A 13,113-nucleotide genomic window follows, 5' to 3' on the forward strand; every position below is an offset into this window, starting at 1 on the left:
TTACCAAATACGCGTATGGCACTCGTTATACGGCAATCAGCTCGCCGGTGGGAGAGGCTACCGACCGTTGATCACTTAAGAATGCATCCAATATGCCAGTTTCAACGTTCAATGATCGCGGTTACACCCTGCCCACCTGCCGCACAGATCGAAATCAGGCCACGTCCCTTGCCCGCCGCATCCAGCAACTTGGCCAGGTTGGCGACAATACGCCCACCCGTGGCAGCGAACGGATGCCCGGCCGCCAGTGAACTGCCCTTCACATTCAGCCGGCTGCGGTCGATGGCGCCCAACGGTGCCTCCAGCCCGAGGCGCGTCTTGCAGTAGTCCGCATCTTCCCAGGCCTTGAGCGTGCACAAAACCTGGGCAGCGAACGCCTCATGGATCTCGTAGTAATCGAAGTCCTGCAGCGTCAGACCATTCCTCGCCAGCAAGCGCGGTACCGCGTACACCGGCGCCATCAGCAGGCCTTCGGCGCCGTTAACGAAGTCCACCGCCGCCGCTTCACCATCGCGTAGATACGCAAGGATCGGCAAGCCACGTTCCTGGGCCCAGGCCTCGCTGCCCAGCAGCACCAGCGACGCACCATCCGTGAGCGGCGTGGAGTTGCCGGCGGTGAGCGTGCCTTTTTCGCTGCGCTCGAAGGCGGGCTTGAGCGCGGCGAGTTTTTCCAGGGTCAGGTCCGGGCGCAGGTTGTTGTCGCGGGTCAAGCCCAAGAACGGCGTGAGCAAATCGTTGTGCCAGCCTTCAGCGTAGGCAGCGGCCATTTTCTGGTGGCTTTCCAGGGCCAACTGGTCCTGCTCGGCACGCGGAATCTGCCAGGTCTGCGCCATCAATTCACAGTGCTGGCCCATGGACAAACCCGTACGGGGTTCGCCGTTGCGCGGCAGTTCTGGCTTGAGGTGATGGGGACGAAGTTGTAACAGGACTTTTAATTTGTCCGCCACGGACTTGCTGCGGTTGGCTTGCAACAGAATCTTGCGCAAGCCTTCATTCACGCCGATAGGGGCGTCGGAGGTGGTGTCCACCCCACCGGCAATCCCGCATTCGATCTGCCCCAGGGCGATCTTGTTGGCCACCAGCAGCGCCGCTTCCAAGCCGGTGCCGCAGGCCTGCTGAATGTCGTAGGCGGGGGTTTGCGGTGACAGGCGCGAGCCCAGCACGCATTCGCGGGTGAGGTTGAAGTCGCGCGAATGCTTGAGCACCGCACCGGCAGCCACTTCGCCCATGCGCAGGCCGTGCAGGTTGTAGCGTTCGATCAGGCCCTCCAGGGCGGCGGTCAGCATCGCCTGGTTGCTCGCCGTGGCATAGGGGCCATTGGAGCGGGCGAAAGGAATGCGGTTACCGCCAATGATCGCTACACGGCGCAATTGAGTCATGGAAAGCTCCCTGATGGTTGTGGGTGGAATCACCAAGCCTAGCCTAGGCTCAATCGAACGACTGCCACCCCGGGGTGGTCAACCCTTTGAACCCCAGCCTTCGGAGAGCGTTCCATGTCTGACCGTTATATCGACTTCGCCAACTCAAGCCTCGGCCATCGCCTGGTCGCCGCCATTGGCCTGCCGTCACCGGTACGCCTGGAACGCTGGCAAGCCGGGCGCCTTCGCCCAGTGGAGGGTGCATTGCTGCTGGGCGGCGGTGCGCTGACCACCCAGGTGCAGGCGTTCGCCAATCGGCTCACTGACGCCATCTACACCTACGGCAGCGAGACCTCGACCTGGATTCCCGGCCACGGTCCCAAACTCAAGGCTGTCGTATTCGACGCCAGCGACTTGCAGCACACCGACCAACTCAAACAGCTGCGCGAATTCTTCCAGCCACTGCTGAAAAACCTCGATAACAGCGCGCACCTGGTGATCCTCGGGCGTGCGCCGGAAGGTCTCAGCGATCCCTTTGCCGCCAGCGCCCAGCGCGCCTTGGAAGGGTTCAGTCGCTCGCTGGCCAAAGAGCTGCGCAATGGGGGTGTGTTGCAACTGCTCTATGTTGGTGACGGGGCCGAAGAGCAACTGGAAGGCGCACTGCGCTTCTTCCTTTCGCCAAAAAGCGCGTACATCTCCGGCCAAGTCATTCGCCTGGAGGCCTGCGCCACACCGGTCGAAGACTGGACGCGGCCCTTGGCCGGGCGCAAGGCACTGGTCACCGGCGCCGCCCGAGGCATTGGTGCATCCATCGCCGAAACCCTCGCCCGCGACGGCGCAGAGGTGATCCTGCTCGACGTGCCCCAGGCCAAGGCCGACCTCGAAGCCCTGGCCGCGCGCCTGGGGGCACGCACCGTCACGCTGGATATCTGCGCTGAAGACGCCGCCCGCCAATTGATTGAACAGTTGCCCGATGGCCTCGACATCCTGGTGCACAACGCCGGTATCACCCGCGACAAAACCCTGGCGAACATGACCCCGGAATATTGGGACGCGGTGCTCGCCGTCAACCTCAATGCGCCGCAAGTACTGACCCAGGCGCTGCTCGACAACGGCACCCTGCACGACAACGCCCGCGTGGTGTTGCTGGCGTCCATCAGCGGCATCGCCGGTAACCGTGGGCAAACCAACTATGCGGCGAGCAAAGCGGGCTTGATCGGCCTCGCGCAGGCCTGGGCGCCGCTGCTTAAGGAGCGTGGCATCACCATCAACGCGGTGGCGCCGGGCTTTATCGAAACCCAGATGACCGCGCATATTCCGTTTGGCTTGCGTGAAGCCGGGCGACGCATGAGTTCACTGGGCCAGGGCGGCCTGCCACAGGACGTCGCCGAAGCGGTGGCGTGGCTGGGCCAACCAGGTTCGGGTGCGGTCAGCGGGCAAGCGCTGCGTGTGTGTGGGCAAAGTCTCCTGGGAGCGTAAGCATGCAATGGAAGACACTGGGCAATACGCCGTTTCTGCCGCCGCTGTATTGGCGCGCGGCGCTCAAGCGCAAGATTACCGGCAGCGCCCTGCCCGAGCAGGGGCTGCGTTGTCGGGTGAGCATCAACCCCAGGCACGTGGCGGCCTATCGCAAGGTCTGTGGTTTTGCTGACAGCCCGATCCTACCGGCGACGTACCCGCATATCCTCGCGTTTGGCCTGCAGATGCAGTTGCTCACCGATAAACACTTTCCCTTCCCGCTGCTGGGGCTGATTCACCTGAGCAACCGTATCCGCATCCATCGCCCGCTGGGGGGTGTCAGTGAGCTGTCCGTCGGTGTGCACGCGCAGAACCTCAAGCCCCACCCCAAGGGCGCGACCTTCGACCTGATCACCACCGTCGAAGACTCCCTTGGCCTGCTGTGGGAAGCCGAAAGCCGCATGCTGTGCCGAGGCGTGAAACTGGACGGTGAGGCGCAAGAGGACGCCCAACCCTCCCCCACCCAGGTCAGCGAATTGTCCCGCTGGAAGGCACCCGCCGACATCGGTCGCCGGTATGCACGGGTGTCCGGTGACTACAACCCGATCCACCTCAGCGCCCTGACCGCCAAGCTGTTTGGCTTCCCCCAGGCCATCGCCCACGGACTGTGGAACAAGGCGCATACCCTCGCCGCACTTGGCGAACACCTGCCCGCCGCCAATGTTGAGATAAACGTCGAGTTCAGGAAACCCGTACGCCTGCCCAGTGAAGTGACGTTATTGGCCAGCGCCGCCGGTTCCAGCGGAGAGTTGTGGCTCAAAGGCGCAGGCGATATTGAACATATGGTAGGCAAGTGGCAGCCAATCGCCTGAAATAAAATGATTAATTGTATATATACACCCTAAGTAATAGCGGACTTTTTTAAGTCCGCTTTTTTATACAACCTATTGATTTTAAACATATATACATCTTGATACATCCCCGCCTTATACCCTTGGTATTAGCTACTTAAACGGTACAGCTGCGCGATATATAAATCGTTAATACCAAGTTGAGCATTGAGAGAACGCACGTCCGGGGCTGTTATAGCCACACGGACAAACGTATCGCTATCCCTAGAAATAGTGAGCGTTTGAAGACAACCAAGGTTGTACAGGTGCAAGGAACTCAATCATGAAAACTCAAGTAGTGTTTTGGAAAGCAAGTACCGCGCTGGCCCTGGCAGTAGCACTGGCACTCGGCGGCTGCAGCAGCGGTGGTGGTGGGCATCACAGTGGTGGATCTTCCGATGCTGGCGCTGGCGCAGGTGGTGGCACAGGCGGCGGGGGAACCGGTGGCGGTACAGGCGGCGGTACAGGCGGCGGGGGAACCGGTGGCGGCACCGATCCTGGCACCGACCCGGGCACTAACCCAGGCGGCGGCACCACGCCACTGGTTACGGCGACCGTGGTCGACACCGTCGGCGATACCGTGACCGGTCTCGGCGGCACCGTCAGCAGCCTGGGCACCACCCTTGGCAGCCTGCCAATCGTCGGTGCAACCGCTGGCGACCTGGTCACCGCTACCGGCAACGCCGTCGGCAGCATCGGTACCGGCCTGTCGGATGGCCTGGGTACGCTGGGTACTGACAGCAATGCATTGGGCAAAACCGTCGCTGGCGTGGCCAACGGGGTTTCCGACCTGGGCGACGGCGTGACCGTCACCGGCACTAATGTCGCCACCCTGCTGGGCAAAGTGCCGGTGGTCAGCGGCGCTGCACCGGTGGTAGGCAACGTCGTCGGCAAGGTGGGCAATGCCGTGACCATGCTGGGCGACACCCTGAGCACCGCGAGCACTACCGGCCCACTGGGTTCGGTCACCAACACCGTGGGCGCAAAAGTCCTGGTGCCCGTGGTCTCCCTGGTGGAAAACACCACCGGCAAAGTCGGCTCCTCTACCGGCCTGGATTCTCCAGTGGGCGGTTTGCTGAAAAAAGTGGGCGATACCGTCGACGGCCTGGGCGATAAAGTCGCCGACACCGGCGGCACCGGCAACCCTGTGACAGGCGCGGTGGGCAATGTGCTCAATGGTGTCGGCACCGTGGTCGGCAAGGCCAGCGGTTATGTCGACCCGGATGCGGATAACAGTGGCGGCGGCAACGGCGGTGGTACAGGTGGCGGTACTAACAACCTGGGCTTGCCTGAACTGATCGGTGGCGTGATCGCCGGGGCCGGCAGCGGCCTGGATGCAGGCAACACCAACGGCGTGGTCAGCGCGACCGGCGTCACGGGTGTCAAAGCCGGCACCACCGTGGCGTCCCTGGGTACCCTCCTGGGCGGCAGCGGCGTCCCCAACACAGCGGCCGGTGCCCCCATTGCCGGGCTGACCACTCAAATCGGCGGCGCTATCAACCCTGTCACCAGCGGCGTGCAAAGCCTGACCCAAACCATCGGCGGTGCCACCGGCCTGGGTGCGCCCGTCAATGGCCTGGCGACGAATGTCGGCGGCGCTGTCAGCAGCCTGGGCGGCAAAATCAGCGGCACCAATGCCAACCCGGTCACCAACGCCCTCGGCGGTACAGTGACTGCAGTGGGCGGTACCGTGGCCTCGATCGGCGGCCTGGTCACCGGCGGCACCAATACCGGCGGCGGGCTGCTCGGGGGCGGCCTGAACCTGGGTGTCGGCGCAGGCGCCGGTGCCGGTGCCGGTGCCGGTGCCTCTGCCGGTGCAGGCGGCAGCGCAAATGGTGGTCTACTGGGCGGGCTGTTAGGCGGCCTGGGCGGCAAAAAATAGAATTGCACCTGGCCGATTAGACGGCCTCACCTACAGCGCCTACGCTTGGTTGAGACGAGAGACCCCACTAAGTCTCTCGTCTTTTTTATGGGTCAATGATCGATCCCTGAAAGCACCCGAACCGCGCCCCCAGAGCCCGGCGGGAATCTGCGAAACGCTGCTGCAGTTTGACCATGGAGTGTCCTATGCGCGCTTTGACGCCGTTGTTATTGCTCACCCTCAGTGCCTATGCCCACGCCGATACCCTACCCAGTTTCCTCAATAGCAACGACACCATCCGCAACCTGCCCGTGCCCAACCTGCCCGCCGACGCCTACCGTCCGGCGGCCACACCCACCCAGGTGCCGACGCCGGCGCCCACCGCCGGGCAACCCTTGCTGATGGACACCAAAGTGACCATCCGCAAACTGCAGATCGACGGCGGCACGGTCTACCCGCTCAGCGACGTTGCGCAGGCATTCGGGCCGCTGATCGGCCACGAAACCAATCTGGAGCAATTGATCGAAGCCACCCGCAGCATCACCCGGCGTTATCAGCAGGACGGCTACTTGCTGTCGTACGCCTTCCTGCCGGAACAACGTTTCGAGGACGGCCTGGTGCGCGTGGTGCTGGTCGAAGGCTACATCCGGGATTACCAACTGCAAGGCGACATTGGCGCGGTCTCGTCCTACGTCGACAAACTGGCCGAGAAACTCAAGGCCGAACGCCCGCTCACGCGCAAGACGTTCGAGCGCTACACCACGTTGATGGGCGCTATACCGGGTATAACCGTGCAAGCCCAGGTGCCGCCGCCAGGCACCACCGATGGCGGCACCCACATGCAGATCAACGCCAGCCGCAAGCCCATCACCACCAGCATGAGCCTCAACGAAGCCAGCCGTGGCGGTACCCAGGCCTTGCTGACCGGTACCAGCAACTCGTGGACATCCATGGGCGAGCAACTGAGCATCAGCGGCCTGTTCCCGCCAGGCGAAGACAAAGAGCACTACTACCGCGCGACCTACAGCCAATTCATCAACGCCGAGGGCACCCAACTCGCGCTCTCGGGGGAACGCTACCGCGCCGACCCAAGCACCAGCCTGCAACTGGGCGACGGCCTGGAACTCAAGCCACACCAGCAGATCGACCGTTACTCCATTGGCATCAGCCACCCCTTCATCGCCTCGCCCAGCGAGTCGTTGAGCCTGGGCACGCGGCTCTACGCCGTCGACCAGACCAACCGCTACAAACTGGAAGGTTTCCCCCAGCGTTTCGAACTTGAAACCAACCTGCGCGCCCTGGCCTTCGAAGGGGACTGGCGCAAGGCTGACACCACCCAATTGCGCATCATCAGCGGCGGCGTGTACCAAGGAATCAATGGCATGGGCGCCAAGACCCGCACGGACTTTGGCGGCCTCAAACCCGACCTCGACTTCTTCCGCCTGCGCCTGTCTGGCGTACAGAGCAACAAGCTGTTCGAGAACTGGCAAGGCGTGCTGTCCGGCGCGCTTTACTGGAGCAACGACAACCTGCCCGACAGCGAACGCGCCACCTTCGGCGGGCAGAGTTTCGGCCGCGGTTATCCCGATGACCAGGGCACCGGCGACAAGGGCTGGGGCCTGGCCTACGAGGTCAACTACAGCTACAACCGCGCCGGCGACTGGGTGAGAATCCTGCAACCCTACGTGGTGTTCGACCGCGCCAAGACCTGGTTCAACGACCTGCCGGTGCAGGGCAACGACCTGTCATCGGCGGCGTTGGGGCTGCGTTTTGGCGATGCCAAGTACTACAACATCGCGCTGGAGGTCGCCAAGCCGATGTCGGACGTGGCATTGGACAGCTACGATCGGCGGCCGCGTTATTCGGTGAGCTTCAGTTACCAGCTCTGACATCTGCAGGAGCCCGGCTTTCCGGGCGCCTACAGTTTCGCTTTGGGGAGGGGGAAGAGGTTGTTCAACGTATCAATCAACCTCACCAGGTAGATCGGCTTGCGAAACAGGTCCAGCACCTGCAGGCGCAGCATGTCGCTCACATCATCCATTTCGGCATGACCGGACATCACAATCACCGGCAGGTGGGAACGTGAGGTGTGTTCGCGCAGGCGCTTGATCAAGGAAATGCCACTTTCCTCGGGCATGCGCAGGTCGGTAATGACCAGGGCGATGTCGGGGTGAAGTGTCAATTCTTGCAGGGCGAAGGTGACGGAGTTGGCGGTAAAACAGACAAACCCCTCGTTCTCGAGGGATTCGGCAAGTTCGATCAAGGCGTCCTCTTCGTCGTCCACCAATAGGATTTGCTGGCGTGAAGAAGACGCGCTCATGGCATTACCTGCAAGAGGGAATAATCATAACGACTGCCACACTTAAATCAGGTCCCAGTCGGCATGCTTGTGGTCATGTTGGTGAAAATGTTTTTGATCTTAGTTCCCAGCCCCGTTCCGGCGCCGACAATAACCAGCGCGACCAACGCGACGACAATTGCGTACTCGATACCTGAGGCACCCTCTTTGCGACTGAAGAATAGTTGCGTCTGAACGTAAAGTTTCAACACCAGGTCAAGGAACATAAGACTTCTCCCTAAAACGCCACTGGAAGCCGGAACGGCTCTAGTACCAGATGATCGCGGCGTGCCATTAGAGCATTGTCAACAAACCTCGGCCTCACAACTGTAATAACGGATTAATCACAAAGTATTAGTCACAACGTTGACGCCATAAACCTGCACGCCAAGCCGCTGCTTCTATAGTTCAGATAAATTTTTCCTACGGTAATGGCATTTCGTCCTAGCTGAGCTACCTTCAAATAGCCAAATCGTTAGATGTTCATCACAGCCAGGTTGCGGATTAACCCGTTTGGATTAAGCGGGCGCGCAGTGCAACGGGATAGGGAGAGCCGTCATGAACAGTCGTATCAGCATGGTCCTGGCCGGCTTGTTGCTGATCGGGGCGTTGATCGCCGGGTATTGGGGACTGGTCTTGAGCCGCACACCGGAGCCTGTCGCCGCCCCAGCTGCACCTGTCGTTTCCGTTGCAAACACCGTCGCTGCCGCCGAAGACCAGACGCGCCAACCGGTGGTGGTGCTGGTGCATGATGTGCCGGCTTTTATTCCGCTGACCGCCGCCGACCTGACGGTGGAAAAACTACGCACCGTGCCCGCTGGCAGCCTCACTCAGCTCGACCAGGCCATCGGCCGCACGCCACTGCGCGCCCTCGGCGCCGGCACTTGGCTCACCGAAGAAAGCTTTAACAGCGGCGGCCCCCTCGCACGCATGATTCGCCCCAACGAACGCGCCCTGGCAGTGGCCGTGGACGAAGTCATCGGCGCCGGCGGCCAACTGAGCCCCGGCGATTACGTGGACGTACTGTTGTTCTTGCGCCAGGACACCAGCAACGCCGAGCAATCGGCCCAGATCGTCCTTCCCGCCATGCGCCTGCTCAGCGTGGGCGACCAATTGGGCCTGGCCAACGATGGCACACCCGCCGTCCCGCCGCCGGCCACCGCCGAAGAGCGCGCCCAGGCCGCCCAACGCCGGGCGGGCGCGCGCACCGTTGTGCTGGCCGTGCCGGAGCCTCTGTTAAGCCGCATGATGCTCGCGGCACAAGCCGGGATATTGCGCCTGGCCGTCCGCAGCGCCGAAGAGCAACTGCTCAGCCGCTATTGGGCCGGTGAAAACGAATCGCCGGACAAACTGGAAAGTGCCAACCGCGACCTCTACCAATTTACTCAACTGGCCCTGACCGGCCCGCCCAAACGCGTCGCCGCAGCCGCGGCCGCCGGTGAGCCTGGCGTGCGCCGTGGCATTGAAGTGATTCGCGGCGCCCAGGCGGCGCCACAAACTCCGTGATCGAGCAAGGATGCTTTGAATGAGCCATCGCTACGCCCCCATGTTCACGCAACTGGCCTGCGCCCTGATGCTGTCGAGCCTGCCGGTCGGCATGGCTCTGGCCGCGCCGGGCAATTGCAGCGCCTTGGGCCAGTTGCCCGCCGTGGTCGAAGTGGGAGAAGGCCTGCAACAGGAGCTGCAATCACCGGTAGCCATTACGCGCCTGGCCATCGGCGATCCGAAAATCGCCGATGTGCGGGTGAACGGCGACCGACATTTCCTGCTGACCGGTGTATCGTCCGGCGCCACCAGCCTGATGGTGTGGACCGCCTGCGCCAGCGCGCCGCGCCAGAGCATGGTGTTCGTCAAGGGCAAGGCCACCTCGGCATTGACCAGCCTGTCACTGTCGCCGTCGGAAGACCCGTTGCTGCCCAGCCAGGTGCAGACCGATATCCGCTTTGTAGAAGTCAGCCGCACCAAGCTCAAGGAAGCAAGCACGCGGTTCCTGGGCACGGGCACGAATTTTTTCCTCGGCAGCCCCAACCTGCTGTCCCCCTCGGAAGGCGTGTTCAAACTGCCGGTGAGCGCTGACAGTTTCAACATCGGCTTTGGCGGTGGCCGGGTAAAAGCCATGATCAATGCCTTGGAACGCAGCGGCTTTGCCTACACCCTGGCGCGCCCGAGCCTGGTGGCCATGAGCGGCCAGAGCGCTTCCTTCCTGGCCGGCGGCGAGGTGCCGGTGCCGGTGCCCAGCGCCGGCAGCGACACCATCTCCATCGAGTACAAGGAGTTCGGCATCCGCCTGACCCTGACCCCCACGGTGATCGACCGCAACCGCATCACCCTCAAGGTGGCGCCAGAAGTCAGCGAGCTGGACTACAGCAATGCGGTGCAGATCCAAGGCATCCAGGTGCCGGCGCTGACCGTGCGCCGCACCGACACCAGCGTGTCCCTGGCCGATGGCGAGAGCTTTGTGATCAGCGGCCTGATCAGCACCAATAACCGCTCCACCATCAGCAAGTTTCCAGGGCTGGGCGATATCCCGATCATCGGCGCGTTTTTCCGCGACTCCAATATCAGCCGCGAAGAAAAGGAACTGCTGATGATCGTCACGCCGCACCTGGTGCAGCCGCTGGCCGCCAACGCCCAATTGCCCTCCTTGCCCGGCGAAAAACTGCGCACCTACGACCCGAACTGGTACCGGCTGTTCTTCCTGGAAAACGGTAATTTCGACCGTCGCAGTGGACTTTCCCAATGAGCGATAGCCTGAGTCAGACCTTCCTCGCCATCACCCGCAACGCCACTGACCTTGAGTGGCTGCAGGGTGCCCTGGCGCCCCTGGGCCAAGTCGTGAGCGCCGGCACCGGCAGCCTGGACGAGCTGCTGGCGCTGGTGGACGTGACCTTTGCCAACCTGGTGTTTGTCGGCCTGGACCGTGAAAACGTAGTGGCCCAGAGCGCGCTGATCGAAGGTGCCCTGGAAGCCAAGCCGATGCTCGCGGTAGTTGCCCTCGGCGATGGCATGGACAACCAGCTGGTACTCAACGCCATGCGGGCCGGCGCCCGCGATTTCGTCGCCTATGGCTCACGCTCCAGCGAAGTGGCCGGCCTGGTGCGACGCCTCAGCAAGCGCCTGCCGACCGTCACGCCCAATACACAGCTGGGCGGCCTGACCGTGTTGTTTGGCACCCAGAGCAACGCCGATGGGGCGATGCTGGCCACCCACCTGGCGCTGGTGGTGCAAAAAAGCGGGCAGCAGACCCTGCTGCTCGACCTGGGCCTGCCGCGCAGCGACAGCCTGGCCTTGCTGGGCCTGGAGAGCACGTTCAATTTCGGCGATGCATTGCGACACTTGCGCCGTCTCGACACCACCTTGATCAACAGTGCCTTCACCACCGCCCTCGATGGCCTGCGCATCCTGGCGTACGCCACCGGTGACGAACCGCTCAAACTCACCAGTGCCGCCGAGCTGTTCATGTTGCTCAGTGCGCTGCGCCAGCACTTCCAGCACATTGTCGTGAACATTACCGGGCAACCGGACAGCGAAGCTCTGCGCACCTTTGTCAGCCACTGCGACAAGCTGCTGTGGTGCACTGACCAAAGCGTACTGGACTGCCGCCGCAACCTCGCGGTGATCAACCGCTGGCGCGAAAAAGGCATGAAGCTCGATCACGCCAAGCTGGTGGTGGACCGCTACATCAAGGCCTGTGCGCCGGACACCGAAGCCCTGGAAAAAAGCTTCGGCCTCGAATGCGTCGCCGTACTCCCCCTCGCCGCCGAGCTGCGCCTGAATGTGAAAAACCAGGGCCAGACCCTGTTCGCCCTGGCCCCACGTGAACCTTTGACCCAAGCCGTGCGCACCTTGGGCGAGCGCCTGGCAAAACGCTCCGAGGGCCTCGCGAAACCCTCAATGCGCTGGTTTGAACGCTTCCTGGGGTCCGGACGATGAACGGCGAAAAATTATTTGGCGGCCCGGCCCGAAGCGCCGGGGGCAACAGCGATCACGATGGCCTGAAACTGGTGCTGCATCGCTACATCATCGACGCCATCGAAGAGTCGGGCAAGAACCTGCTCGAAGGCACGCGCCAGTCCCTGGCGCAGTTTGTCATCGACAAGGTTTCCGAATACATCACGCGCATGCGCCTGGCGATCTCGCGCTATGAAATGGAGCGCCTGGCCGAAGAGATCGTCGACGAACTCACCGGCTTCGGCCCACTGGAAGTGCTGCTGCGCGACCCCTCGGTGACCGAGATCCTGGTCAACGGGCCGCACCGGGTGTTTATCGAACGCGACGGCCTGCTGCACCAGAGCGACCTGCGCTTTATCGACGACCACCACGTGGAGCGCGTGATGCAACGCATCCTCGCGCCACTGGGTCGGCGCCTCGATGAATCCTCGCCGATGGTGGATGCGCGCCTGCCCGACGGCAGCCGGGTCAACGCGATCATCCCGCCGATTGCCCTGGACGGGCCATGCCTGTCGATTCGGAAATTTCGCAAGGACATGCTCAAGAGCAGCGACCTGGTCGCCATGCAGACCATCGACCAAAGCATTTTCGAATTCTTCCAGGAGGCCGTGGGCAAGCGCTGCAACATCCTCATCAGCGGCGGGACCGGCACCGGCAAAACCACGCTGCTGAACATTCTCAGCCAGCTGATCAACCCCCACGAGCGCCTGGTCACCATTGAAGACGTGGCCGAACTGCAATTGGGCCACCCCCATGTGGTGCGCCTGGAAACCCGCCCGCCAAACGCCGAAGGCCATGGAGAAGTACGCTCCAGCGACCTGATCCGCAACGCCCTGCGGATGCGCCCGGACCGCATCATCCTCGGGGAGATCCGTGGCGTGGAAGTGCTCGACGTGATGACCGCCATGAACACCGGCCACGACGGTTCCATGAGCACCGTGCACGCCAACAATGCCCAGGATGCCTTGCTGCGCCTGGAAACCCTGGTGGGCCTGACCGGCCGTGTGGTCGCGGAAAAAACCCTGCGCCAGATGATCTGCGCTGCACTGGACGTGATCATCCAACTGACGCGCATGCCCGATGGCCGCCGCTGTGTGAGCGAGGTGGTGGAAGTGGTCGGCGTACGCGAAGACGTGTATGTCACCAACACCCTGTTCCGCCTGGACCGGCGCACCGGCATCGGGTTCCTGCGCGAAGCCATCAACCCGGCCGGCGACAAACTGCGCCGTGAATCGGCGTTGCAGTCGTAGGGGCGCT

Annotated in this window: 11 protein-coding genes; 8 read left to right on the top strand and 3 right to left on the bottom strand. The window is 62.6% G+C overall.

The window, feature by feature from the left end; translation table 11 throughout:
- Positions 1 to 101: 101 nt before the first annotated feature.
- The gene (locus CWC48_RS07135) at positions 102 to 1,379 is read right to left on the bottom strand and encodes an acetyl-CoA C-acetyltransferase (RefSeq protein WP_099493354.1); all 1,278 of its coding nucleotides are present in this window, start codon (positions 1,377 to 1,379) and stop codon (positions 102 to 104) included.
- A 114-nt stretch (positions 1,380 to 1,493) separates the two neighbouring features.
- Between CWC48_RS07135 and CWC48_RS07140 the strand changes: the two genes are divergently transcribed.
- The 4 genes from CWC48_RS07140 (at position 1,494) to CWC48_RS07155 (ending at position 7,456) form a co-directional block, all read left to right on the top strand.
- Entirely contained in the window at positions 1,494 to 2,837 is a 1,344-nt protein-coding gene (locus CWC48_RS07140; RefSeq protein WP_100491575.1) for a 3-oxoacyl-ACP reductase, read from the top strand.
- Between the two features lie 2 nt (positions 2,838 to 2,839).
- A complete protein-coding gene (locus tag CWC48_RS07145) occupies positions 2,840 to 3,688 on the top strand; it encodes a MaoC family dehydratase (protein WP_078046706.1) in 849 nt (282 codons plus the stop codon).
- Between the two features lie 301 nt (positions 3,689 to 3,989).
- Positions 3,990 to 5,588, top strand: coding sequence for a collagen-like triple helix repeat-containing protein (locus CWC48_RS07150; RefSeq protein WP_100491576.1), 1,599 nt, complete (start codon positions 3,990 to 3,992; stop codon positions 5,586 to 5,588).
- Positions 5,589 to 5,773: 185 nt separating this feature from the next.
- Positions 5,774 to 7,456 (top strand): ShlB/FhaC/HecB family hemolysin secretion/activation protein, encoded by a 1,683-nt coding sequence (locus tag CWC48_RS07155; RefSeq protein WP_100491577.1) that lies wholly within the window; start codon positions 5,774 to 5,776, stop codon positions 7,454 to 7,456.
- A 29-nt stretch (positions 7,457 to 7,485) separates the two neighbouring features.
- Here CWC48_RS07155 and CWC48_RS07160 read toward each other — a convergent pair whose 3' ends face one another.
- Positions 7,486 to 7,887: a response regulator gene (locus tag CWC48_RS07160; RefSeq protein WP_078046703.1), complete on the bottom strand. Its 402-nt coding sequence runs from the start codon at positions 7,885 to 7,887 to the stop codon at positions 7,486 to 7,488.
- Between the two features lie 47 nt (positions 7,888 to 7,934).
- Positions 7,935 to 8,132, bottom strand: coding sequence for a Flp family type IVb pilin (locus tag CWC48_RS07165; RefSeq protein WP_078046702.1), 198 nt, complete (start codon positions 8,130 to 8,132; stop codon positions 7,935 to 7,937).
- A 331-nt stretch (positions 8,133 to 8,463) separates the two neighbouring features.
- On the opposite strand from CWC48_RS07165, the gene cpaB reads away from it, so the two are divergent.
- From cpaB to CWC48_RS07185, 4 genes are read left to right on the top strand one after another with little or no spacing between them, the layout of a single operon-like run.
- Complete coding sequence (gene cpaB, locus CWC48_RS07170; protein WP_078046701.1) at positions 8,464 to 9,411, top strand: Flp pilus assembly protein CpaB; 948 nt, start codon at positions 8,464 to 8,466, stop codon at positions 9,409 to 9,411.
- A gap of 19 nt (positions 9,412 to 9,430) precedes the next feature.
- Positions 9,431 to 10,648, top strand: coding sequence for a type II and III secretion system protein family protein (locus tag CWC48_RS07175; RefSeq protein ID WP_100491578.1), 1,218 nt, complete (start codon positions 9,431 to 9,433; stop codon positions 10,646 to 10,648).
- Positions 10,645 to 11,838, top strand: a complete 1,194-nt coding sequence (locus tag CWC48_RS07180) for a pilus assembly protein (RefSeq protein ID WP_078046699.1) — start codon at positions 10,645 to 10,647, stop codon at positions 11,836 to 11,838. The genes CWC48_RS07175 and CWC48_RS07180 overlap by 4 nt, the downstream gene beginning before the upstream one ends.
- The gene (locus CWC48_RS07185) at positions 11,835 to 13,106 is read left to right on the top strand and encodes a CpaF family protein (protein WP_078046698.1); all 1,272 of its coding nucleotides are present in this window, start codon (positions 11,835 to 11,837) and stop codon (positions 13,104 to 13,106) included. Before CWC48_RS07180 ends, CWC48_RS07185 begins: the two co-directional genes overlap by 4 nt.
- Positions 13,107 to 13,113: the final 7 nt, after the last annotated feature.

It is taken from the genome of Pseudomonas sp. S10E 269 (assembly GCF_002798465.1).
Taxonomy (GTDB): Bacteria; Pseudomonadota; Gammaproteobacteria; order Pseudomonadales; family Pseudomonadaceae; genus Aquipseudomonas; species Aquipseudomonas pergaminensis.